Raw genomic sequence first — 26,454 nt, forward strand, 5'->3', positions numbered from 1 at the left:
ATAATTTTTTAGTTTTTCCTTCCCCATAGGCAAAAAATTTCAAATTCAACACTCGTTCAAGTCAGCCGATGACACCCCCTAGCCTAAACATCGGCAAGTACATAGATATAAGCACTATTGCGACAAGCCCTCCCACCCCCAAGATAAGAACAGGCTCCATCAGATTTCCCATTTGTTTCAGTTTGTGTTCCAGTTCCCTCGTCAAATCTTCTCCTTGCTTTAACAACATATCCTCCAGTCGATTGGTCTCTTCTCCCACCCGTACCAACGTGTACAATTTACGGTCGTATATATCAGGGTATTCACCCAGTTTATCCGCGAAGAATTCTCCTTTCCGCAGCCCTTCGGCGATCGTGCCGAAAGAACGTTGGTAAGGATAAAACGTGATAATATCTTTCAGCATCTCTATCCCTCGTAGCAAGGGTACTTCCGAGCTACATAACAAGTAAAGCAATTTACAAAAGCGAGCCTGGTAATTTTTCCGAATCAATTCACCTGCTAACGGCATCTTTAACACCACTTTCGCCATAAATGCCCGGGTTGCATCCGTTTTCCCGTACAAGAGGAAATAAATGGCAATCAATGACATGATCACCAAAGCAACGAGTAAATAATTGGGAAAACTATTGGAGACCCCGATAATCCAGCGTGTAATACCCGGTAGTTCGCCTCCCATACGGGCATACACCTGCTCGAACATGGGCACGATCACCGTGATCATAAACACGAGTACCACTACCGCCGTCACGAGAATAATCAACGGGTAACTAATCGCTCCCGTCACCATCCGACGTTGTTCTATCCGCTTGTGGTAATAGTCTGCCAGAAAACGTAATGATTCGTCAATACGCCCCGTCTCCTCCCCGATACGCAAAACGCCACAGTCCAACGCCGAAAACCGTTTACTGCCGGCAAAACTTTCCCATAGAGTCTTACCCTTTACCACGGACGCGTATAGCGATTCCAACAAACGCCTCAGGTGCTTGTCACCCTCCCCCTCGATTAATAAACGGAAAGAACGCCCGAAATCCAATCCCGATGTCAATAATGAATAAAGCTCCGAGAAAAGCATCTCTTTTTTCCCGTCCTTGATCTCTTGTCCATGATTATTCCACGTCATCATCATCTTCTTGTTTAAATTGATTTTCCACATCCACGGCACAGGTTTCCCAATCCTCTTCCGCCCGATTTTCACGACCGAACATAAAATAGAGTTCCTTCCCCCGGTAACGAAAACGAATCCCCAGACTATCTACCCGGACGGGATACCTTATCTCGAAAATCACCTTCGTCTCTTCCACTCCCCTAAACAAAGTATCTTGCCCGCTTTCCCATGTATAAAGCCACATGGAATCCCGCACCTCTCCCGATGCACTTCTCTCCCCGTCACGGTAGAAATGAAATTTCTCATCCACGAGCAGCACGCTGTCGCTTGTTCGGAACAGATGATCCATTTGTTGAAAATCATCCAGTAAAACATGTCCCGTCGATAGACCCCGATTCAACCGATTCATGTAACGTTTGACTAAATTAACCCCGTCAAACAAGGCTATAAACAGGATACCCGACACGACGATCACGACCAGCATCTCGGCTAACGTGGCTGCCCGGAACTCGTGTATCTTTCTCTTTTTCATAACTCTTCTTTAACCAGGTAATCGTATCTCACGTTCTTCACCCCCCGGCGAGGCAAAGCCTTGATACTTATATGTTGCAACCCGCATCCATACTGCCGGATCGTGATCTCCAGCGTACCCCAATCGTTTTCCCGCGAATAATTACCGGGGACATGGCACCCGTCACCATACTCCCGCCGGCATTCCCGCAACGACAATTCCATTTTCACGTTCTCCGCAGGGTCGCTCTCTTTCAATGTCACGCGGGTCAACATCTCCATCGTGATCGCGAAACTCGCTAGCAAGATAACCGACGCCACGACACACTCGATCAGCGAGGATGCCTCCAGCGACTTGTTCAATCCAGCCATCTCACCGTCCTCCTTTCGTATGGTCCCTCCAGCAGCAAGGGATAAACCAGCCCCGGATTCCCCGGCAACACGGCATTGTGCAATATTCCCGAGTAATACCCCTCGGGAGCAAAATAATAGCATCCCCGGGCATACAAACTGCCCGTCACCGTTCCATGTACCTCCGCGATCCCGTCGACAAACACCAGCCCCCGTACCCGGGAAGATTCCGGCTGCACGTACACCGCACGCTTCCGTTCCCCGTCGTCCGCATCGGCTTTCACGATCACGTAACCGTTCACTTCGCAATGTTCCCCCAAACGGACAAACCCTCCTTTCTCCCCTTCCCGCCACAGGTGCAATCCCGAACCTGCCTTCAGGCAAACCCGGTTTCCCAACAAAATAGTATCCCGGGCAAACACTTGCACGCACCCCGAAAAGTCATCGGCAAATTCCACCTGTTGCGCCACGAGAATAACCCCGTCCAAACGAACATCCCGCTCCACGAACAAAGTCCCGGAAGCGTAAAGTACCACACGTCCTTTCACCCGTACGCCGGAAAGATATTCTCCCACGTCAGCCCGCAGAACCGGTTCATCAAAAAAAGCACTCTCCAACACGGAGCCATTCTCCAACCAGTCCCTTTCTCCCACGCCGGAATGCAAAACTTCCGCCACCTCCCGGCTCTCGGCGTCCAGCACCGGAAGATCCTCCCCGCTCGTTTTAATTTGCTCCTCTTTCAAAGCCTTCCCCTTGAAAAACTCTGACCGTACCTGCGTGTACGAAATCCCGTTCTGCGGCAAATAGACATCACCCTCCACGAAAGTCCTGCCTGTCAACGAAAACGCCTGCCCGTTCTCGGGGATATAAAGAGTTGCCCCGTAACGGCTCTCCGCGCTTTTTCCCACGAGGCGTATAGATTCCCGCTTGCCGTTTCTCACGCTTACCACTTCATACATGCCCCATCGCTCCCGCTTGTAGTACACCCTCGAACTCTCGTCCCCCTCGAACAGCAACACGGAACCGTCATCCGCCCGGCGGGAATATAGCGTACTATCCTTCTCGTAAAGCAGAAAGCCCGATTCCACGTTCGCCCGTGCCTGCTCCTCCCGTTGATAAAGGTAGTAGCGGGTAAAATCGAAATTCCACAATTCGATCACCAGCAACACCCCCAGCAACATGAGCGTGCTCACCACCAACACCGTGGCAAGTATCGACGCGGCAAAGGCATGCTTCCCCGTTTTCATAAACCGATCTTAAGCGTGTAAATTCTTTTGCCTTTTCGCAAACGAACCGAATCCGGGTACACCTTTTCCACCCGGTAATCGTCAATACATTTCGCACTAGCAGCCACCAAACGGGTTTCCCCACCCGCCTCGACCAACCAGAAATCCCGTTTCCCTTTCCGTATCTTCCCGGCAAAACGGAATTCCGGCGGGGATTCCGGCTCTTCCGCCGTGACAACGTTTTTTCCCGTCTTCACGTTTTTCACCGGGGTATGTCGTATCGTACCCAGAAAAGGATCCCGGTAATCCAATCGTAAAGTATCCGGCAATTTATCTGTCGCAACCCGTTTTTGACCACCTGCCGCGGTTTGCACGACTCCCCCTCCGCTATATTCCACTACCCGATAAATGATAATCCCCCATATCACCGCCGCCACGACAAGCAACATGATAACGGATTTCTTGTCTTTCAAGGCTTTCATGGCTCTTCCGGTGTTTCATCATCCGAATCCTCCAGCACGGTAAATACCCGTCGGGTAAAAATCCCCTCGTATGCCGAGTTTTCAGGACGTACTCCCCACGCGTAATCTCCCGGTTCCAAGGTACACGTGTAATTATAACCCGCCACCAAAGTATCCAGCAAATACAATTCCGCACGTTCGAAAGAAGGCGACACAATCACCAAACGGTATCCCGTGGCACCGTCCCGTTCTTCCCACGCGAACGTCAATGTCTTGTGAACCGTTTCCACGCTATCCGCCGGAGCCAGCAACCCCACCTCCTTTTTCGATATATCCTTCTCAAACACATCCCTACACCCCAGTATTCCGAACGCTATCAAAACAAATCCAAACCATTTCATATCTCTATTTTTTATCATTTTCAATTCTCCATTTTCAATTATCAGCTGACCGTCAACTGTTGTACTACCAACGTCATTCTCAACTGACGCTCTTTTTTCGCCCGATCACGAAACAAACGGAACCCGACCGAAACGATACGCCCCAGTCCCTCGTCAATCTCCACACGATGCATCACCCGAAGCAACGAAACGAAATTCCCGGATAACACGAGTTCCCCCGTGTGCACCAACAGCCTCCCTTCCTCCCGAGTTAAATAAGGCGTATATTTCACGATTTTCACCCCGTTACTCTCCACCTCTTTCCCGATTCGTTCCAATAGCACCCCGTTATTCAACACCTGCTTACCTGTCACTTCATTTTCCGGCAAACAGGTGACCTTCCCCGGTTCATTCACGGACAAACGGGATATCGTTTCTTGCCGCGATTCACATTCCCGCCAAAGCTGTACCGTCTGGCGAAAACCGAAAAACCATGCCACCAAAGGCACCATCACGACAATACCGACCAATTTCAGCAAACCCCGATGCTCTTTCCACTTCTTCATAAATCAATCAGTATTTTAAAGTGAAACATTCCCGTCTCCCGGTCTTTATCCAACGAAAGCAATTTCACCTGACGAGCGAAATCACATTCCGCCAACGCACCCGTGAAAACGGTCACTTCCCCTGAAACGGGCGTCTCTCCCGTCAATTCCACGTATCCCTCCCGCAACACGAGAGACTTCCGTTCCTCTATCGTTTTTAATAAAGGATTCACCGTCAAGGTTTCTAAATTCACTTTCGGGGGGACAACCGCCGCTATCCGGTCCAGTATCGCGCAATAACGTTTTACCCCGTTTCCCTTGAATTCCCGCACCACGTTCTCCATCTCGCGGGACAGCTTCTCCCGGTTCGACACATCCCGTTCCAACGACGACATCTCGATCTGTTGACCGGCATACCTTTCCCGAACAGCACCATTCCACAAATAATTCACCAGCAACAAAACCAACAGACTGCACAACATCACCATTTTTATCTTGTCGGCAACCAATCCCGCCAGCCGATCGCCGCGTATTCCCCCGTGAACCAACTCCCGCCAACCGACTTTATTCCCGTAAAAACGCCCCGCCAAAAGCAACGCCGCATCATCCGTTGTTTTTCCGTCGCCACACGCCACGCACATTTCCAATACCGGCATCCGTTCCCGCGAAATCATCTCCTCCAATGAAACAATCCGTTCCCGACGGGTAAAACACAACGTCACCTCCCCCTTCTCTTCTCCCGAACGGGAATATATCAACTCTTCGTTTCCTGTCACCCGTTCCATCCCGTCCGCGTCTTCCGCCTGAAACACTTTCCGGATCACCCCGTGACCGGAAACAACCGCCAACACGGGGTCTTTCAGCTTCATTCCCCCCAACTCTTCCGGCTCCATGCCCGTCACGGCACTCTCCACCCGTGTTCCATGCTTATCCCGAATTGTACGTACCACGTCCACCTTCATCGTTTCATCCTTCTGCAACCGGACGAAAACCACGACAACCCGCTTAAAAACTACCTCTAACCACTTCATATTATTCATTTAATCACAAAATCATAAATCTCCCAATCACAGAATCAGTAGATCACTTGCGGCTTTATAAACACGTTCAACTTCTGGTCTACTTTATTATTCTTTGTTTTCCCGAACAACCACTTCAACACGGGAATACGGGCAATAAAAGGCAACCCGCTGGACGATTTCTCTCTCGTGTTATTATCAAGTCCCCCGAGTAAAACCATCTCCCCGTCACGTACCTGTATCTGCGACTCGAAACTACGGGTAACGGCTCCCGGCGGGGCTTCTTCGTCCACCTTCCCTTCCCGTTCGGTAAACTGACTTTGCTCGATCTTCACATTCATCGTGATCTTCCCGTCCTTGCTCACGAAAGGAGTAATCTCCAGACTCAAATTCGCCTCCACCTGTTTCCACGTGTATGATTCCGAGGGGACGGGAGTCTGCGAACCGTAATAATTTGTCTGCACCTCCTTGTAATACTTCGTCTCGCCACTCTTCAACGTCGCCTGATGCCCGTTCAACGTGGATAACTTCGGCGTGGAACGCAACTCTATATTCCCCGATGCCTCCAAGGCTTGCAAATTCATGTAAAAATTAGGGGTAACCTTCCCCAAGTTAATAGAACCGAATCCGTTAAAACTGTTAATCAGCCTATTAATAGAAGTTGCCGACAAAGACATCTCCACGCCCGGGCTCAACGTTCCTGCTGTTTTTGCCGGACCGTCCTTTCCTATGCCCGCTTCAATCCCCACCTCGTGCAACACACTCTTCTTGCTGTCCACGATCAACACCTCTATCGTCACGAGCGGGATACTCTGGTCTATCTCCCCCAGGAAAGATTCCACCGCCTCCACCTGCCGACTGCTCCCGCTGGCAATGATACTGTTTTGTTCCGCGAAAACCTGTACCTGTGTTCCGTTCTTCAACACCGCCGGAATCAACTCTGCCACTTTATCCACCGTCCGGTAGCGTAACGGGATTACCCGGGTAGTCACCAGTGTTTTATCTTTCGCCGTGGAACCGAACACGTGTATTCCCCCTTCCACCTGATACGTGAACGGCGTTCCTGCAAACAACACGTTCAATAGCGTGGGGACATCCACGTCTTTCACGAACACGGACGTCTGCTGGTCCAATGAAGTCAGGAACAACCGACTCATTTTCAACAATTCGCAAACTTCCAACACGATATCGTGAATATTACCCTTGTTCACCGCCACGGTTACGCGTCCCGTGCTATCCACCCGAATCTGGTCGGGAGCAAAATTCCTCCTGCGACTGTAAGAAGAAGCCAAAGCCGGGTTATTTCCCGCCTGCGGTAACGGTGCCAATAAAACCCATCCGCCTGCCTTCGTCCGCTCGATTTCCAACCCGTTCACGGAAGCCAGAGTGCGTATCGCCTCGTCCACGGGTAAACCCGCCGCGAAACCGGACACCCGCGTGGCGTACAACTCCCGGGGAATCGTTATATTCACCCCGGTCAATGCCGTCACTCGCTTGACCACCTTCACCAAATCATCATCCAGCAAATCATAGGACAAATTCTTTCCCGTGCTGTCTATCTCCACTTGAATCTCCCGGGGCGGAACGACTTCCGGCAAGGGCTCGTTCAACACCACGATATTCCCCATCGCCTCCAAATTTAAATTATACTCCTTACACAAAAACTCCAACAAATCAATCAACTTCGCCCGGTTAAAATTACAAGTCACCGTTCGTCCCTCGTCCACCTTCACGCATAGGTTCACACCGTGTACACGAGCGATATTCCGCAATAACTCACCTATCGGCAATCGTCCCACCGACAAATCAATCTCCGTGAAATAAGCACTATCCAATGCCGCCACCCGTTCCAGCCTGTTCCGTACCGAATCCATGCTCACCTCCGCCACTCTCGTCTGCCCCCCTACATTCCCCAAACTCAACAACAACACGCCGAATATCAAAATCACATTCCATTTCATCATATACATAGTATTTCGTGATAAATTCCAAACCTTCTCATTTTCAATTCTCCACTTTCAATTTTCAATTACATAAACGGCAACACCTCCTCCAGCGACGTCTTCCCTGCCAGCAACAACTCCATCGCCGAATCACCCAACGTTCGGATACGCCTTTCCTCCAACAACTTCCCCACGTCACTTTTTGCCTCCCGGATTGCCCCCGCCATCTCCTCATCCACGGGTATCACCTCGTAAATCGCTTTTCGCCCGCTATATCCCGTGTAATAACAACTCTCGCACCCCACCGCTTTATATAAATCCGCACCTTTGAAATCTTTCCCCAATAATTTCCTTGTCTGTTCATCGACCTCCATCTTCTGTTTACACTCCGGACAAAGCAAACGTACCAACCGCTGGGCCATGCACAATATCAACGTGTCGGAAATCAGGTAAGGATGCACCCCCATATCGATCAAACGGGAAACACTTCCCCACGCGCTATTCGTGTGAATCGTGGAAAAAATCAAATGCCCGGTCAACGAACTGCGGATCGCCATCTGTGCCGTGTCGGCATCCCGAATCTCTCCCAACATAATCACGTCCGGATCCTGCCGCAGAAATGTCCGCAAGGCACTCGTGAACGTCAAACCGATCTCCTCCTTCAACTGCACTTGATTAACCCCCTCCAACGTGTACTCCACGGGGTCCTCTATCGTGAGAATATTACTCGCTATATCGTTCAACAAACGAAGTGTAGCGTACAACGTGGTACTTTTCCCCGACCCGGTGGGACCACTAATCAACACCAGCCCATGCGGGTGACGAATCGCCGACAAGTACGCCTCCAGTTGTTCACGGCTAAATCCCAAGTTTCCCAATTCCAACAACTCCACCTGCCGCGTCAACAAACGCATCACCACCTTCTCCCCGTGGATCGTCGGCAGCGACGAAACCCGCACGTCAAACCTATTCCCGCCCGAATCATGCAAAATACGCCCGTCCTGCGGCAATCGCTTTTCCGAAATATCCAAATTGGCAAGGATCTTCACCTGATTCACCAGAGCCGCGTAATTTCCTTTCTCCACCACGTGCCGCTCCAGCAACTTCCCGTCAATACGGAATCTCACCCGGCACCTTCCCTCGTACGACTCCAAGTGAATATCACTGGCATGTTCCCGGTAAGCCTCCTCGATCAACCCGTGCAAAAAACCTTTTCCCCCGGCAAGCAGGGCTCCCCCGTCCCGACCATTTCGCTTCGTCTGCCGATCCTGCCTGTAATATTGTCCGAGCAAACGTGCAAACTCTTCTCCCGACAACGGAATCACTTTCAATCGCTTACCCGTCAACACTTCCACCTCCATCACGATATTCTCGTAATCCGTCCCCATCTCGCCATAAGCACAAAACTCCCCGCCTTTCACCTCGAAAGGAATCAGGCGATACTCCCGGGCTTCCCTTGCAGTCAGCAATTCCAAGGCCTCCGTGGCAACAGCAAACTCTTTCATAATTCTATCCAACGATATAGTAAACGATATAGTATATAACACACGTAACATAATCCCACTGTCGACACCAGAGGAATCCCCCGGTCAATCTCTTTCCCCCGCAAACGGAATCCCCACCACAACAACGTCAACACGAAAGCCGCAATCAAAAACAACGTGAACTCTCTCACCCCGAAAGAGGGTGTTAAACAAAGCAAGAACAACACATCCCCCAACCCCATATACTCCTTGAACGAGTTCATCTTCCTCCCGTACCTCACGGAAAAGTACAAAAGTACTCCTGCCATCAAAAAGCCCAACACACACACGCCGCCAACCACCTGTAGCAAGCACTCCCTCCACCCGTAAATCCAACAACTTCCCGCCACGGTGAATATCCCGAAAAACAACAAGGGATACAAACGAACCACCCGCTCCCTGTAATCCGACCGGATCATCCAGGCAAGCGGAACAAAAGCCACGAGTTCCATCCGGGGATCAATCCTTGGTTATCTCCTTCAGTTCCTTGTCTTGATTAATCTCCCACACGTTATACTCCCCGTCACCATCAAAATCGACCACGGCAGTAGCCCTCGCCCGGAACCCTTTCTCGTTCGCCTCGATAATCTCGATTTTGTAATTGGCATTTCCCCCTTCCGTGGACAACTTCGACTGCTCAAACCCAAGATCTTCCAACGAAGTGGAATAACGTGAATACGTGTAAAAATTACTTTTCTGCAACGTGTGTAAAAACACCAGCTGTTGCTGCGCCTCCGTGCTCTTCGCCTTCGAAATCAAAGGCATCAGATTGGGTAACGCGATTAACACCAGGATACCGATTATCACCAGCACCACCAATAACTCCGGCAAAGAAAAAGCCGCAAAAGATTTGCCCTTTAGATCATGCCGTCCTCGTCTCAGTAATTTTTGAATTGTTCTCATTTTCAACCAGAACTAAATTTATTAATATTACAATTCTTAAAAATACCACCTTCAGGACTGCTCTTTACAGACCCACATCACGTTATCTCTTTCTCGCCATAAAGTCAGTGTATAAATATACATAAAAAATCAAGATTTTCCAAATTTTATTCACGTTTATTTTATTAATTTTCTTCCTTCGCTCATACTCTCCACCAAACTCATTACAGTTAGCATTAATACTACGATAGAAATAACTCCGCAAGTAGACACTCTATACTATACTCATCACAAAACAAAAATCGAGAAGATACTATGATTTTCCTCCTCGATTTTTTTTAAATTCTATACACAACCTAAAGTTACTTTACAAGTAAACTTTTTTCAAGGTAACACAATATCCCCCGGCGGGGAGGTTCTTCATTTCTCCTCCTCGACCTTTCAATACCTCTTTATACTTCTAAAACAATTCCACAAAGTAAACTTTTTTCAAAATAATACATTCAATTTAATACAAGCCTCAAGCAATAATCATTACTTCCTCATACTCTAAATCCATGTCCTGAATTCGATCTTCAGAAATCCATCTCGATTTCCCGACTCTACAACTACTTGCAACAATGTAATAAAATTTCCCTTCCGATTCTATTTCATAAATTTTATATCCTAAATCTAATTTGTAATGAACTAATCTTTCCGGAATATTATATTTCATTTGATTTATTTTTAGTCCATGCATAATAGTTGGAACATCCAGATAAGCTACTGCAGAAAACTCAATATCAATATTATATTCTAAAGAGTCATCATAACCATCTTGATCAGCAAACGCACGAGGGCTTCGTAATATTAAAAAACTATGACTAACAGTATAAGCCCAAAATTTGAAAATTCTTTTTGAAAATTCATTCATAATATTTCATTTAAAAGGGTTTGGAACTACATTATAATTTCCATTCGAATATCTATAAAATATTGTTCGTTGCAATGCATCTGGATTATTTAATATCGTATGTAATTCCCAATTGGTAATATTATTATAAGTAACAGGTTGAGTTGGATTATACTTTGAAAATCGATATTTAGAAAATCCTGTCAAATTAAAATGCAACTTATTGTTACTATCATTAATCATAGACAATATTTTATCTTTTTGAAATCCTATAGAAAAATCTCTATACGTTTTGAATCCTTTATTCTTAGCAAATGAAAATAAATCATCTCCTAAGCCGAATGCAATATTATCTACATTTTTAGTAACACCACCCACTTTTTTCAAAGTACTCATTTTCCCTATCGGCAATTTTCGACTCGCAGCAAATTCACCCAAAAACAAAACAGAACTTGCGGTAAAACTTCCCAACTCCTCGCTCGACATGGAAGGCATTCTTGCCACGGTATGAATCGCATCACCCAACGCGTCTGCCGTTTTATTTTGTCCGGTAACAAAAGTACTGATGAACGTCACATCTGACAAAAAATTTAAAATACCACCAGCAATATCTCCTAAATCCTTGAAAAGTAAACTCGGTTTAGATGATCTCGTGTCAAGCCATCTCCAAAAATTATTATTACTTTCTTCAACTCTTTGATTCCAACCTTTAAGAAAACCGGGAGGATCTCCTAGCCACATCCCGTTAGGGTCTATAAAACGAACTGGAATATTTAAAGCATAATTATAGGGTGACCATGAATCGTATTTTTCTGCCATAGGATCCACGCCAAACCAACGCCCCAACCCCTTGTCAAGCATACGCCAACCGTAATCCAAATACCCCAAACCTCCCGTCACTTGCTCCTCCTTACCGTTGTACTTCAAACGATTGACCGCCTGTTGAGGGTAATCCGATCTCGCGTGCCTGGCACCGAAAGCGTAGTAATCATTCCGTTCCAGCACCTTACCGCTACCGTCAACGATCACCCGCACGCTACCCAAGTGATCCGTCAAGAAATAATGCACATCCTGACCGCTCGTCCCCGAGAGAATTACCCCATCCCCGAAACTCGCCGATTCCAACTGCAACCCAGCGCTACCACTCTTGTATGTCAAAGAACCCAAGTAGTCAAAACCGTTACCGCTGCCATCACGTACTCTCAACTTCGTCCCGTCGGCAAGATAACTATATCTCGCCTGCAACGTGCTACCGCTCTTGACTTCACCCAACAAATTTAATACATTATACGACAAATTCAAAGCTCGACGGCTATCATTTATCATGTTACCGTTACGGTCGTAAGAGTAAGTACCTGAGGCTGAATTTCCCCGTACGTAAACATCACCGGCAGGCGTCCCGCTAACGTTCTCCGTCAAACCCGTCAACTGGTTACCCGTGTAACTGTATACAAGGTTATCAATCACGTTCCCGTTAGCCGTACGCTGCAAAGTCTTGATGTTACCGTTACGGTCATACGTGATTCCCTTTTCAAGATAGCTTCCCGTCAACGTCGACCAAGTCGACCCGCTCTTCTGTTTCTGCATCATCCCCGTCAAGCGATTCACCCCGTCGTACGTGAAACCGTACATCAAAGCCGCACTTGTCCCCTGCTGCCACACCCACTCGCTGATCGTACCGTTCCAACGGGCAACCGCACCTCCTTCCGGGTTCTCGTACCTCAACTTCATCTTGAAAGGAACGCTCTCCTTGCACGTCAACCAGCCACGACTATTGTAAGATCGCATTTCCTCGACGGCTCCGTGTTTCTTTTTCACTAACCGCCCCACGGCATCGTACGTGTAAGTCACCGTGGCAGGGCTACTGTTATTCAAGTTCACCGTCGATGACAACAATCGCCCCCGGTCGTCATACACGTGCTCGCTCTCCAGCACGTCGGTACGCTCGCCCGTGGTATGGCTCTCCCGCTGCTTCACCACGTTACCCACGAAATCATACTTCATATCCACACGACTCACCCCACCTTGGAGGTTATCACTTACCGTTTGTATCACCCGGCAACGGTCATCATAGTACGTCGTCACCGTCAACCACGTGTCCGTCCCCAGCACGCAGGTCTTCACGCTCGTCACTAGCCCCGCGACCAAAGGGTGGTAACTCGACGTGTACCCCGACGTCGCCACGAAAGACTTTACTGGCACATCCGCACTCGACGTGTAAGTGTCATACAACGTGTATTGCAGGGCAGCACGGGTACCCGCCGGCGTGTAGTCCAGGCTGGAAGATGCTAACGTTTGCAAGGAGGCGTGTGTCGTGGCGGTCGACAAAACAACCTCGCCCGTTTCCACCACCCGGTTTTTCCTGTCATACAACGAGTAACTCCACTTGTTTGCATTCTCCGCCCGTTGCTTCCCGTCCTGGCTCATCACTAAACGATCACGCTTGTCATAAACCATGTAAACCGGGGCACATCCCGGCAATTGCTTCAACACCAAACGACCGAGTGCATCATACTCGTAATAATAGCCATACAGGGCAACACATTCCGTTTCACGCGTTGCCGTCCGTCCCACGCGCTTGCTCGCTTCCGGGGAAAGAACGTAACGCACCAACCCTCGATCATCGTGCACCTTGTACGTTTCCAACCGCTCACCATCACTCGCCACTACCGCCAAAACCGCCCGTCCCTCGTCATCCGTGAATTCCTCCCTGCCCAGACCATCCTCGTCTGTCATTACCTGACGGGATAACACCCCCGACGGGTAAAACACGTCTCCCCCGACCAGTTGACCACTCGCGTCCACGCTCCAGCACTTCACTTGATTCGCCTCGTTGAACTTGTACTCCGTGCTCACGCCTTTCCCCGCACCGGCATGCCACGCCTTACCCGGACCCGTTTGTTTCACTACCCGGTTCAAGGGACTATTATCATACCTCGTTTCCGTGTAAACATACTCCCGCTCTGCCACTTCCACCTGCAACCAATTAGCCGGGGCAAACTTATCAAAATCATAGGGTCCATTATTGCCAACCCGCGCGTAAGGCAAGTAAGACCGTTCCTCACGCCCGTGAACCCCGTATCGTTTCGGGGTGATAATATCACCTCCAGCCGGAGACGCGCTCTCTTGAATCGACAATATCTCACGCCCCAAGCCGTCCAAGTAAACGACATCCTTAATCTCTCGAGCGGCGGAACAGGTCGTCGTCGGGTCCAGCAACACGGTCTTCTCTACCTTGTTGATAATATCCGAATACACGAAAACCTCGTTCGAGTAAAAACATCCCCGCGCCGTCTCGCATCGGCGTCGATAATCCGCATTACCCGCCACCGAGGTCAACACGCATTTCTCCCCCGTCTGCCCGGGAAGCGTCACCCAATTCTCTGTTCCCCGCACCCGTTTCTCCCAAGAGTAACCCTCGACCGGGTATCGCGGTTCACGCTCCGACTTGATCGCGACACTCTCTCCACGGCTACAATACTCTTCCTCCACGGAAATCATCCCGCCCTCGGGACTGTCCACTTCTATTAATACTGTATCTGTTACATACGTTATACTCCCGTTATACGGCTTCATTTTCCGGCGATAGTAACCATCGAGCTTTACATTTTGCACCCAAACATGATCCTTGTTTCCCGAGGCGAACTTCACCCAAATATCACTCCCGACATCACGCCTTTCCCAAGTATACTCCGCATCTGTCACTCCCGGGAAGCGTCTCGTGGGAACCAAATGCACCTGACCACCGTACGCCACCACAGTATCCGAGGGTAACAATGACACTGAAGCGTATTCCTTCTCGATAGTACCATCTCCGCTCGAGGACAATATAAAAGTCACCGGGTTAGAACATGCCACCACTTCATTCCCTTTCATCACCGCAAAACACAAGCTTATATCTCGATCAACCATGTACGAAAATTTAGGTACATTCGGAGATTTATTCAAAGGTGTCACAACTACCTTCCCATCCTCCTTTGACCATTCACCCCAGACTCGAACACACCCAGAAGGCAATTGATAACCAGAGTGATATCCTCCATACAATTTTGCTTGATACCCGGGAGAAACTACAAAATCCAAATACACGTATTTTTTAGACTCCTCCCCCATCTCGTGTCCACCCCAAATCACGCATCCCCCGTCAGGAACATCCAATTTTCCCATCTGCACGCACGATATTCTCAATTTTCCCGCATTCGTCTCTATCTCGTATATCCATTCTGCCTGCCTAAAAAAACTCAACGCCGGAACTCTTATCCGAATTTGATTCCCGTTACGAACCTCCAAATCATTAATACCTGATTTATTTGAATACACGTAATCAAACAAGATATTATTAACCTTCGCCTTTCTTTTCCAATCGGTTATCTTCAATTTAAAACCCTTGGGAGCATCCTTAACCGCCACCGTAACATCTAAATTTCCTCCTGTTTGTTCTATTCTTTTGACACTTTGAGTAAACGACGCAATACCTTGCGCATAACACTTTTTCTCGAGAGGAAAAAACAAAAAGGCGATAACAAACAACGCTATACCACAATATATATTATTCCTGTTTTTCATACCATTCTGTTTTAATGAATATTCTCGTACCTGTAAATCTCCAACACGTTACCGGCGCCGTCATACCTCCGGTGCAAACGATTCGCCCGGTCATACTCGTTCCTCACGACATGTCCCTGTTGATTGAACGTGCAAAACTCCCGACCGAAACTATCCGTGGATACCGCCTCGAAAACGGCATCCGCAGGAACCATCACACCCAGCGCCACCTTACCCGCCGCTGGTAAAAACACTTTAACACTCGACACTTCCGAATAAGCCGCCACATCAACATCAAAAAACAAAAGTTGCCATTTTCCCGTGATCACTTTCTGACTACCGGAAGTTAAATTCACTTCTCCCCCTTTATGTTTCACACTATAAGCCACATTAAGAGAAGAAGAGGTAGGCATACACCAGAAAAAGACCCGAAACCGATTCTCCCCATCGACTGGCGTAACCTCGAGAAATTCACGCAGATTAATCCTCCCGCTCGCATCCTCCAGAACCCGGTAACGATCCACCGCATCCGTGTTAACTTTCGCCACGCCATCCACCTTCAATATCAAGTTATTCCGCGCTTGATCGTAACAACACGCCACACGTTCCCCCGGGGCAAGCGTTTCTACCGGCAAAAATTCCTCGTTAAACAAAGAGTAAGTCATCACTGTCTCCCGGTATTTCTCCTCCGGAAAAGTCAACACCATCTCCTCCAACACAGGCCAAGAAACTTGCTCCCGTTCTCCTCCAACATACTCATACATCTTTTCAGGAACAAAGACAACACCCCCCGAAGTGGCAACCCGTTTCCCGTAAATGATCGCATTTTCATCCAATAACTTAAACATATCACTCCCTTTTTTCTTCAAGAAAGATTGTTCTTTGATTAATGGCGCCACCACGTTCTCCTCTCTCATTTGATCTATCCAACTCTCCGTGCCGGGTAAAAAATCCAACGGTGTTCTTCTCGACAAAACCCGCTCGTCTCCGTTTGCCAATTTCCGTATCACACGAGTTGGACTCACGTGAACATCCAAATTATCATACATATATTCTTCCCTCGAAACAAGCCGTCCCCCATTAGGTAAATCCCCCGTTAAATGCTCTATGGAAGGACTCGAGGAAACACGCCCGTTAAACTGATACTCTTCCCTCTCTTTCAATAATGTTTTTCCCCCGTAAATAAAAGAGTACCTATATTCCGGATCCACATAATCTGCCCGAGGTTGTATATTCGCCCTCCAAAGCCATGACGGATCCAAATATATCTCCTGCCCCTTATCCTTGTATAAAAGAATAACAGGTTGCTTTTGGTACTGTGCCAAAGATGAGTCCTTATCAATATAATACGGACAAGGTTGAACTTGTTCCAACCGCTGCTTGTATTTCACTTGTTCCGGGGCATCTTCAAAAAACGTTTCTCCTCCCGCTTGAAATTTCGTCACGCTCAAATCCGTCAAGTACCTTCTCTTCTCGCACGATACCAAATTCCCATCCACATCGTACGTACCTTTTGCCAAGGGTATACCACACACCCAAAACGGGAATCCCTCGTTAAACTTATCTGGAACCGAATATAAATACGTGGTCGTTCCTTTACCCACGAATTCTTCCTCCACGTAATGATAATACACGCCATTATTCCCCGTGTTCACGTAACGTGCACCCTTGTAAAAAGGAGTCTCACTAAACACTTCATCTTCGAAACCATTATATTTAACTTTTTCTCGTCTACTTATAGATTCATAAATCACGTTACCGGGATAAGGATAACGATATTTCACAGAATCCGTGTTACCATTTTCATCCTTAATAACCAAAGACTTCAAACGATACCCCTCCACGGTATCTTTCCCAGAACATGTGTTGTCCTCGTATTCCATATTTATCGATCCCTTTGTATCTAAGATTACCCGAGTCAAAACAGACCACTTACCCCCGGCTTTCCCGTAACGAAACAACTGATTTTTTACTTTTTCGCCATCTTGATCATGCCAGGACACTTCACGCATCTCCCCCTGTTTATTATTCGACAAAACAATTTTCTGAATCAAATCCCCCTTGTAATCGTGCAACATGACACCTGTCAACTTCTTGGTTGTATACTCGAAAATCAACTCTTTATCAGGAGTCACGATCCGTTCTAACGTGGGAACCTCTATCCGATGTAATGAAGTAAGACGATCTGCAAACCTTGTAAAAGGTGTTGGCTGAAACATATCAACGATACATCCCTTTAAAGCTGACAACGCATTATAAACACCCGAGAATTCCACGTAACTATCCTCCATCATAACATTCACATCATGAATAATCCTTGTTATCGTCGCCTCATTCAATGGCACCTTACCAAACTCACTTAACGTCCCCATAAAATTACACAACATACTTTCACGATTAAAAGAGTTCATCATTGCAACCATATTATCCCACTCCGAACCAATTCCATCCAAGGAGCGCAGACACCCTTGAACAAAAGTTTCATACCTCCTTGCATCTTCCAAAGCATTAAGAACTTCATTCATTCGCCGTGTAAGAAGTACTCTATGACGTTTAAAATCAAACTCATATTCAAACATAGGTTCTCCATAATAATAACGAACAAGCCTTTCCTCTATATTCCTTCTCACGCTATAACCATTATAATAAAAATCAATAGCCCTTTTTCCCGGGATCTCAATCCTAGTCAAATACCACGCTGAAACATACCTATCTTCCTCCAAATTATTTATACCCACCGCCTCTTTTCTTTGTATTTCTCTCACGATCTCCTGTTGTCTGTATATATATTTAACCCCATACTCGTCTGTCGCATTCCATCCCATAATACTATCCGCCTCGCTATTCGCCTCACAAACAATTCGCACATTTGTCCGTTCCATGGGAACTACTTCTATCCCCGAATTCCCTTTTCTTATATAAAAATTAATATTTCCCCCACCAAAAGAAATAGTAAAAATATCACACTCTCCATCTTGCCTATGCATGTTCACTTCTTTTATTTTCAATGGTACCCCACCGTTAGCCGAACAACCATGAATATACCCGCTTACTCTCTTTTCATCCGGCACACCACCACGCATGACACGGCTGATAACACCACCAAACTGTAATGTCCAAAGCCCCACTTGACTTTTCTGCGACTGAAAATTTAATGAAACAGGTAACGAAAAATCACCGGAAGTCAATTCAACCAAAGGAATTTTATAATGCAACAAACCGGTTGAATAATCTACCGTTAAATTTTTACTCGCCTCGTAACCTTGCGCATCTTCACTCGGTTTAAAATCTTGTCCCCGGGACACGCTCGACACCCCTAGAAACAACACTAGAATAAACAAAATTTTCTCCTTCATAATTTCCTCGATTTTAATTCAATAGTTAGGTACACCCGGGATCTCCCGAGCTCGAATTTGTTATTGTAACTACATGAAGCCACATCCCCTATCACGATAGAGGATACACATGCGCCGGGGAACTCCCGTTCCCCGTTACGCTAAAAGAAAAGCCAGTTGATGACGAGCCTCTATACTTTTCCCCTTCAAGACAATCTCCACCTCCTGCGCTCCCCATGAATAAAACGCTGTGAGAAATTTATTCCCCGAATCACGCCGTCCTCGTCTCAGTAATTTTTGAATTGTTCTCATTTTCAACCAGAACTAAATTTATTAATATTACAATTCTTAAAAATACCACCTTCAGGACTGCTCTTTACAGACCCACATCACGTTATCTCTTTCTCGCCATAAAGTCAGTGTATAAATATACATAAAAAATCAAGATTTTCCAAATTTTATTCACGTTTATTTTGTTAATTTTTCCCCTTCATGTAGATAACACCACAATTACATTCTAGCAACCCACCACGAAAACAAATCCCCCCTGCTCAATTCAAAAAGCATTTTTCAGTATATCATATACACACGAAGTCACAAGTTCAACTATCATATTTTTATCATTTATCTTGATTTAAATAAAGACTATCAAGTATTCTTAAACGATCCCGATGACATCCTGATATATATTCATGTCCAAACAATGCAGAATCAAGAAAAATATACTGACTATAACGATAATTTTTATCACTCAAATATACATGTCCTGTTTTCTTAACACGTATATTACCATTTTTCTGTCTTTCTATAGAATCATTAAATTGCAAATCATACTTCTTTATTCTTGTGATATTATATTTGTCTGATATTATTCGTTTATAATGAATTTTATACATTATTTCTTTCATCATTCCTATACTATCAACAGACATAAAACCAATCAATAAATCCGTTGGGAGCTTTACAGGTACATAACGAATAAACATTTCTTTTTCATTTGTCTTCATTCCTAACAATCCCCAAATACTCAAACTAACTAATAATAATATAATCGCTCTCATCTTATTTTTGTATTAAATGATATGAAAATAAATCTGGTCGAAAACCATTTGTGTAAGCTAAAGCTGAAGCATACAAAATATAAGGGTGTATTCCAATATTAATTATTCCATTTAACCACAAAGACAACAACGCCATATTACAACAATTTGTAGAGATTCCTTGATATGGTAAAACTTTTCCTAAAGTTCTTGTCAAGTTAAATATATATTTATTTACAGCTATGTCTACGGGTAATTGATTATACACGTTATAATCTGAAGTTCCTTTTCGAAAAGCCAATGCAAATTTCTTATAGCTACCTACATTCCGTAGAAAAGGCTTTCTTGTAATAACTTCACTCTTAAAACGTCCTTCTGCAAACTTGTTATCATTAGGTCCAAATGACATTAATACTTCACCGCTTTCACTTGTTATTGCACTATGAGAAATTGCATCTTGAGCCTCTGTATATAATACTGCATTTGTATTATTTATTAATAAATTGATATCAGATAAATTCGCCATTGCCCCCAATACATATCCCAGATTCTACAACCATTTGTTTCCTTTTTTCCCTAGATAATTAAATCCAGAACCAAAATCAAAAGATGCTACCCCAAAACTTATACTAGGTAGCATCTCTCCCCCTGTCATCACAGACATTCCAAATGAATTTGTAAAAGAACTTGCCATAATACTACCAGTATTAGCCATAAAACCACCTTCTGCTGCTATAGTTTCCCCAAGGGCGCCTGAAGCTCCCCCTATAGCTGCACCTCCAAACATGTACCCCCAAGTTTTTTCGGATTTCCAATCCCATTTACCGGGATTCATCTGTCCATCATTAGCCAATGTTCCTCCGGTCCAAGCTCCTAATGCCGCACCAATCCCAAAAGCTAACCAAGCAAACTCACCATTCGGATCAACAAACATCACCGGATTATTCCCACAATACCCGTAAGGACACACTAATTGTGATGCCGGATCTTGACAAAACCATCTACTCAGCAAAGGATCATAAAATCTCGAACCGAAGTCGTACATTCCCAACATCTCGTTACCAAAGGTCACATTCTGCATTTCTTTCCCGCTAAACAAACGCTTGTTCTTATCCAGATTATTCGTCATGAAAGCCAAACCAAACGGGTAATATTCTGTCGTCTGTATCGGGACAAGCGTGTTGCCGCTAGCCTCCAGAACCACACGTGTACTACCAAGGTGGTCTGTCAAAAAATAATCATAGACATAACCGCTACTCGCTTTACGAGTAACTCCCGCCGGATGTAATATATAATCCAAGGTATTTCCATTATATACCATCACCCCTCGATAATAAGTCAAAGAACTCCCCTCCGTTGTTGTCACCTTCTGTGCTAATTTCTCTCCTTTAGCACTGTAAATATACGAAATTTTTGTCTGTCCTTTACTTATTTCCGATGGCAAATCCAAATTATTATAAGTAATCGTGACGCCCCGATGCCCATCTGTGGTCATATTTCCATTTTCATCATACACGTAAATCCCTGAGGACGTGCTATTAATGGTGATTGGGTAATAATATTATTACCTTTTTGGAAACGGGACAAAACATCCCGTTTCCAAAATTCACTTACTTTCAATTTTCTATTTTGTTTCACCTAAATGATACTTTGGTAATATTACATTTATGGTACAGTAACAGTCCAGTCTAATGAATCCAGTTGTTCTAAAGTATAACTTCGTCTGTAAAGTACCATATCATACTTTCTAATTGTATCATACGGAATTTCTAATAATTCTGCATCAACAAAAAAGAATATCATAAATGGACAAAAACGAAAATCATGCTCAAATCCCCCAAGTTCATATTCTTTTACTTGGCTTTTACTTTTTATAAATGCAGGGGCTTGTCCCATAAAATTATAAATTGGTAGCAATGTATCACAAGTTCCCCGATCATAAAATAAATCTTTATCCGAATCATTCCTAATCCGAAGAATCTCGTGACGCCCTTCTTTATTGCTAGGGTGTCTACAACTAAAAATACTTATAAAAATAAGTAATAATACAACAATTTGTTTCATCATATTAGGATTCATAACAAAATTAAAATGCCGTATTTTCTTCTGAGTTATCTATGATAATATCCTCCCCCATTGGCACATATTCATCTGGTTCATAAGGAGCAAAATTATTACTTATTCCTACCATTCTATTTACCCCCACAATTTTATCATTCTTCACTTGTAATACTTCATCTAAAAAACCATACTGCCCAACTATATACCGATACAAAAATATGTATTTATATTTATCATCACTTTTTGTATCTAATATTATCCACCATTTAGGTGGATAATATTTTATATACTCGTGCCCTAATTTTTCCAATACCGTATCCCTACCTTGTCCTTCATGATAAATTATTTTCAAAAGAGTATCTGGAAAATAATTTATAAGATAAAAACTTGTATCAACAAGTCTATTCTTTACACTATCTCCTTTTAATTCTGCTATACTAAACTTCAAATCAAACTTCCAAGGCTCTTGGGATATTCTAGATTTATCTCTAAGATTCAGTAAAGAATCATCATCAATATTCTTACACAAGTTATTGTCTAAAAATATACAAAAGCACCCCCCAAGTAGTATAACACAAACAACTATTATCTTCTTCATAAACATTCAATAAATAGTTAATACTATAGGAATAATATACTTCGGATCTACTTTTACCACATACCCTTTTCTCATCATTGTATTAAGATCTCTCATTCCCCCAAAAAAATCTCCTCCCCGAAATCTCACATCAGCCGCATATTGATACGCAACCGCTTCAGTCATAATGCGATCTATTACTTTTAAAGTATAATGATGATACACATGTATAAGTTCATGTCCAACAATAGCTCTAAAATTCAATAAATCAGATGTAGCTGTCCTATTTGCAATATACACAAAAGAACCATTCGATTTTGTGCTAACAAAACCTGCAATCTTTTCCCCTGTTGACATTTTGTACACATTTCCATAATTATCCATCCCATATCCACGAGGAACTTTGGTTGACATTTTTTGAATTCCAAAATCTCCTTCTTTAATGTTAAACATATCTTGAACTCTTTCTTTTAACAATATTTCTGTTGTTTCTGTATGAGGATTCCGAGCATATGCTTTTGCTATTTCTTCACTATATATTGCTCTAGGCTCTTCAGCTAATACACCATACTCAAAAACATCTCCAGCACCATTCCAAAAATTATAACCTCGACGATAATCAGAGATTCCTCGTCCCACACCACCAAACAAACTTCCTGAAGCCATCCCAATACCGCCTCCAACCATACCTGATTTCACCCCTTGCCCAAAATTTCCACCATACATCCACGTATTTCCCGCACCACCAACAAATCCACCGGCAAAACCTCCTGTAGCTCCAGAAATCGCCCCATTAATAAAGCCTCCACCTAATGAAGGACTTTTGGCAAGTAAACCACCAACTCCAGCACTTGCTCCAGCACCAACTATTCCTGCTATCCCTCCAATAAGATAATCTTTCCAAAAATTTCCATCACCTTTACCAAAAAAACCTTTAAAAACAACATTAGTCATTGCACCTATTAAGAATGCAGCTAAAAATGATTCTCCATTCGGATCAACAAACATCACCGGATTATTCCCACAATACCCGTAAGGACTCACTAATTGTGATGCCGGATCTTGACAAAACCATCTACTCAGCAAAGGATCATAAAATCTCGAACCGAAATCGTACATTCCCAACATCTCGTTACCAAAGGTCACGTTCTGCATTTCTTTCCCGCTAAACAAACGCTTGTTCTTATCCAGATTATTCATCATGAAAGCCAAACCAAACGGGTAATATTCTGTCGTCTGTATCGGGACAAGCGTGTTGCCGCTAGCCTCCAAAACCACACGTGTACTACCAAGGTGGTCTGTCAAAAAATAATCATAGACATAACCGCTACTCGCTTTACGAGTAACTCCCGCCGGATGTAATATATAATCCAAGGTATTTCCATTATATACCATCACCCCTCGATAATAAGTCAAAGAACTCCCCTCCGTTGTTGTCACCTTCTGTGCTAATTTCTCTCCTTTAGCACTGTAAATATACGAAATTTTTGTCTGTCCTTTACTTATTTCCGATGGCAAATCCAAATTATTATAAGTAACCGAGACACCCCGATGCCCATCTGTGGTCATATTTCCATTTTCATCATACACGTAAGTCCCTGAGGAAGTATTATTAAGTGCGATTCGACTAATAGCATTCCCGTTATTCGTTATACCATAAGTATAGTTTATCGCGTGTAAAGTAGCCCCACTTCCATTATTACGACGAATACTTTTCATATTCCCGTTCAAATCGTAAGAAAGCCCGCTAACATTATATTTCCCGGTTGAATTTAACCAACCGGAACCACTCTTCTCCTTGTAAGAAGCCGCTTCCAACTGTCCCAACGGGTCATAAGAATATACATAAGCTTTCTCCGTTCCACTCCCGTTCTTCCAAGTCATGGTGTTTATATTCCCGTCATAACGAGCCGAAGCCCCCGTCACGTTTACCTGATCGTAATTCAACGTGTAGCTGAATGCCGAGGAAGACACACTTGCCACGCTACCGTTCACGTTATACTCGTAAGATTGAATTTCCTTGCCGTTATGCAATTTACCGGAAGACACACGTCCCAATTCATCATAAACATTCTCAACCAATGTAACTCGACCATTACTGTTATCCCCTGTGATCTGCTGCTCTATCTTCAATACCCGACCTCGTTGATCATACGTGAAATACTTGTTGTATTCGGTTACTAAAGAGCCAATCGTTTGTTTCACTTTTGCACGTGTAACTTGTCCCGCGAAATCATGAGTATTTGAAGTAATCTCCGTTCCCGATGGATAAAGCTGCATAACACTTTGAATCGAACGATACTTTTGGTCATAATACTCGGCAGACAACAGCCATTGATCGGTAGTTACTCCAAGTACTTTAGTCTTCGTCCCCGTTACCAATCCTAAAACATCATTGCTTTTAACCCCACCGATGGCATCGGCTGTCGAATAAGCCACCGCCGATTGTCCCGACCAATTATAATCATCATAGTAAGTGATAATGTAACAATCTTTAGTTACAACGTTTGTCGGATACGTTTGATTCGTGTACCCGTGCAATGTAGTCCCTCGTTGCTCTCCAAAAATGGTTTGAGATTGCAACCCCGCCTTATGCCCCGCTTCCGTTCCCGTGCAGATACCGGATATAACCGGTCTGTCGAGATCATCATATTTGGTAAAACTCCACGTACCGTTTGTCCTTTGTTTCCCGTCTTGTACAAACACCAATCGTCCTCTTTTATCGTAAAGATTAAGCACGTACCCTGCCCCGGGATGATATTGTTTATACACCCGACCGTATTCATCATATTCCGTGTAGTAGCAATACTTTGACAACTCCGACAACGACTTGGTACCTGTCGTGAACAAGGAATCCTGTAAAGGTGGAATCACGTAACGCAAACGTCCCTGCACATCTCGAACTTCATAAGTAAAAAGACGCTTACCATTTATCAGTCTTGATTCTTTGGCAACTAAATTACCTTGAACATCACAATACTCCAACATCACATCCCCTTGTGTTCCAGTTACTTCTTTCACGGACAGACTCTCTGTCGGCCAATATTCCGTATCGAGTCTCACGGAACTCCCCTCCAGAATATAACGTTTCACCTTATCAGACGCTATATTTTTCCTGTACGAGAAGCGTGTCGTATGTCCCCCGTCAAGACGCCAAGAATACCCCGGGGCACTTTGTTCAACCACTCTGTCATTTGGTCCGTTATCAAACCTCCTGCTCGTGTAAGCAACCGGGTTGTTTCCATAAAGACTCGTGAAGAAGGTGTTCTGTTCAGCCACCGCTTGTGGACGATAATTGCCGTTCCCGCTTATCACGTAGGGCAAATAACTAACTGCTTCTCGTCCGACGCCATCCCGAATTATCGGATTTATAATATCCTTTCCTCCCGGGGATCCGCCTACGCTTACTTGTTGTACCGGACGGGCATTTCCATCATAGTATGTAATATCACTTACCATAGAACCATCCCCCGTTTTAACCTCTTCTTTCACGTGGGGTGGATTAATATTTATATCCCGGACAAGCACCGAACCGTTCATGTCAAATGTTTGCCCGTCAGATTCGGCTTTAATCGTGTATTCTCCTGGCTCTGTCAAATCGGAGAAAAATAATGGTTTACGATCTCCTATTTTTTCTTTAATTTTCAGACCATTTTTATACAAACCATATTTCATAAACTGCGAACCGTCTAGATTAATTGAAAAACAATTACCAGGGATCATATAATTATCGCCAAAGACATTAAATTTAATAAGTTCACCTCCTCCAAGTTGAGATAAGTAAATCCCTCTAGTTCCATCTGAATTAAAATAGAGAGTACTTTCACGTGGTTCTGCTAATAAATTTGGAGTAATGATTACAGCCAAAATAGTTCTAGTGGGCGTAATTTCTGATAATTTTAATATGTGCCCAGGGTTCCAACCTTTTACTCGTCCTTCGTTACAAGCGCAAATGATCATTTCTAGATTATACTTATATTCATTAAAATCACCTCCATCAAAATTAACAATTACACCAATAGCTCCCCCTCCTCGTGAGGGTATTTTCGTAAAATAATT

22 protein-coding genes are annotated in these 26,454 nt (G+C 44.7%); all 22 read right to left on the reverse strand.

Annotation, left to right across the window (positions count from 1 at the left end):
• Positions 1–61 precede the first annotated feature (61 nt).
• The 22 genes from CS948_RS17360 to CS948_RS17460 all read right to left on the reverse strand — a co-directional run bounded on the left by CS948_RS17360 (position 62) and on the right by CS948_RS17460 (position 26,070).
• A complete protein-coding gene (locus CS948_RS17360; protein ID WP_255302062.1) occupies positions 62–1,123 on the reverse strand; it encodes a type II secretion system F family protein in 1,062 nt (353 codons plus the stop codon).
• Positions 1,107–1,637 carry a hypothetical protein gene (locus CS948_RS17365; protein ID WP_099293125.1) on the reverse strand — a complete coding sequence of 177 codons (531 nt, stop codon included), beginning with the start codon at positions 1,635–1,637 and terminating at the stop codon, positions 1,107–1,109. Before CS948_RS17365 ends, CS948_RS17360 begins: the two co-directional genes overlap by 17 nt.
• Entirely contained in the window at positions 1,634–1,987 is a 354-nt protein-coding gene (locus CS948_RS17370; protein ID WP_099293127.1) for a hypothetical protein, read from the reverse strand. Before CS948_RS17370 ends, CS948_RS17365 begins: the two co-directional genes overlap by 4 nt.
• Positions 1,975–3,213 (reverse strand): hypothetical protein, encoded by a 1,239-nt coding sequence (locus tag CS948_RS17375; protein WP_099293129.1) that lies wholly within the window; start codon positions 3,211–3,213, stop codon positions 1,975–1,977. The genes CS948_RS17370 and CS948_RS17375 overlap by 13 nt, the downstream gene beginning before the upstream one ends.
• A complete protein-coding gene (locus CS948_RS17380) occupies positions 3,210–3,674 on the reverse strand; it encodes a hypothetical protein (protein ID WP_099293131.1) in 465 nt (154 codons plus the stop codon). The genes CS948_RS17375 and CS948_RS17380 overlap by 4 nt, the downstream gene beginning before the upstream one ends.
• Complete coding sequence (locus CS948_RS17385) at positions 3,671–4,054, reverse strand: hypothetical protein (protein ID WP_099293133.1); 384 nt, start codon at positions 4,052–4,054, stop codon at positions 3,671–3,673. The genes CS948_RS17380 and CS948_RS17385 overlap by 4 nt, the downstream gene beginning before the upstream one ends.
• A gap of 41 nt (positions 4,055–4,095) precedes the next feature.
• Positions 4,096–4,599 carry a hypothetical protein gene (locus tag CS948_RS17390; RefSeq protein WP_099293135.1) on the reverse strand — a complete coding sequence of 168 codons (504 nt, stop codon included), beginning with the start codon at positions 4,597–4,599 and terminating at the stop codon, positions 4,096–4,098.
• Positions 4,596–5,609 carry a hypothetical protein gene (locus tag CS948_RS17395; protein WP_099293137.1) on the reverse strand — a complete coding sequence of 338 codons (1,014 nt, stop codon included), beginning with the start codon at positions 5,607–5,609 and terminating at the stop codon, positions 4,596–4,598. Before CS948_RS17395 ends, CS948_RS17390 begins: the two co-directional genes overlap by 4 nt.
• Before the next feature lie 44 nt (positions 5,610–5,653).
• The gene (locus CS948_RS17400) at positions 5,654–7,561 is read right to left on the reverse strand and encodes a type II secretion system protein GspD (RefSeq protein WP_255302063.1); all 1,908 of its coding nucleotides are present in this window, start codon (positions 7,559–7,561) and stop codon (positions 5,654–5,656) included.
• A gap of 65 nt (positions 7,562–7,626) precedes the next feature.
• The gene (locus CS948_RS17405; protein ID WP_099293139.1) at positions 7,627–9,045 is read right to left on the reverse strand and encodes a GspE/PulE family protein; all 1,419 of its coding nucleotides are present in this window, start codon (positions 9,043–9,045) and stop codon (positions 7,627–7,629) included.
• Complete coding sequence (locus CS948_RS17410; protein ID WP_099293141.1) at positions 9,042–9,515, reverse strand: hypothetical protein; 474 nt, start codon at positions 9,513–9,515, stop codon at positions 9,042–9,044. The genes CS948_RS17405 and CS948_RS17410 overlap by 4 nt, the downstream gene beginning before the upstream one ends.
• 7 nt (positions 9,516–9,522) lie before the next feature.
• Positions 9,523–9,966 (reverse strand): type IV pilin protein, encoded by a 444-nt coding sequence (locus tag CS948_RS17415; RefSeq protein WP_255302064.1) that lies wholly within the window; start codon positions 9,964–9,966, stop codon positions 9,523–9,525.
• Between the two features lie 499 nt (positions 9,967–10,465).
• Positions 10,466–10,858: a hypothetical protein gene (locus CS948_RS17420; RefSeq protein ID WP_099293143.1), complete on the reverse strand. Its 393-nt coding sequence runs from the start codon at positions 10,856–10,858 to the stop codon at positions 10,466–10,468.
• 6 nt (positions 10,859–10,864) lie between these two features.
• Complete coding sequence (locus CS948_RS17425) at positions 10,865–15,403, reverse strand: RHS repeat domain-containing protein (protein ID WP_099293145.1); 4,539 nt, start codon at positions 15,401–15,403, stop codon at positions 10,865–10,867.
• Between the two features lie 11 nt (positions 15,404–15,414).
• Positions 15,415–18,738, reverse strand: a complete 3,324-nt coding sequence (locus CS948_RS17430; RefSeq protein ID WP_099293147.1) for a hypothetical protein — start codon at positions 18,736–18,738, stop codon at positions 15,415–15,417.
• A 135-nt stretch (positions 18,739–18,873) separates the two neighbouring features.
• Entirely contained in the window at positions 18,874–19,029 is a 156-nt protein-coding gene (locus CS948_RS21745; protein ID WP_176555105.1) for a hypothetical protein, read from the reverse strand.
• Between the two features lie 308 nt (positions 19,030–19,337).
• Positions 19,338–19,778 (reverse strand): hypothetical protein, encoded by a 441-nt coding sequence (locus tag CS948_RS17435; RefSeq protein WP_099293149.1) that lies wholly within the window; start codon positions 19,776–19,778, stop codon positions 19,338–19,340.
• Position 19,779: 1 nt separating this feature from the next.
• A complete protein-coding gene (locus CS948_RS17440) occupies positions 19,780–20,283 on the reverse strand; it encodes a hypothetical protein (protein WP_141560981.1) in 504 nt (167 codons plus the stop codon).
• Between the two features lie 24 nt (positions 20,284–20,307).
• Positions 20,308–21,252 carry an RHS repeat-associated core domain-containing protein gene (locus CS948_RS17445; protein ID WP_255302065.1) on the reverse strand — a complete coding sequence of 315 codons (945 nt, stop codon included), beginning with the start codon at positions 21,250–21,252 and terminating at the stop codon, positions 20,308–20,310.
• Positions 21,253–21,422: 170 nt separating this feature from the next.
• Positions 21,423–21,821, reverse strand: a complete 399-nt coding sequence (locus CS948_RS17450) for a hypothetical protein (RefSeq protein WP_141560982.1) — start codon at positions 21,819–21,821, stop codon at positions 21,423–21,425.
• 22 nt (positions 21,822–21,843) lie between these two features.
• Positions 21,844–22,416, reverse strand: coding sequence for a hypothetical protein (locus tag CS948_RS17455; protein ID WP_141560983.1), 573 nt, complete (start codon positions 22,414–22,416; stop codon positions 21,844–21,846).
• Positions 22,417–22,422: 6 nt separating this feature from the next.
• Entirely contained in the window at positions 22,423–26,070 is a 3,648-nt protein-coding gene (locus tag CS948_RS17460) for a DUF6443 domain-containing protein (protein WP_255302066.1), read from the reverse strand.
• Positions 26,071–26,454: the final 384 nt, after the last annotated feature.

Origin of the sequence: Butyricimonas sp. Marseille-P3923 (assembly GCF_900184685.1) — a bacterium.
Classification (GTDB): Bacteria; Bacteroidota; Bacteroidia; order Bacteroidales; family Marinifilaceae; genus Butyricimonas; species Butyricimonas muris.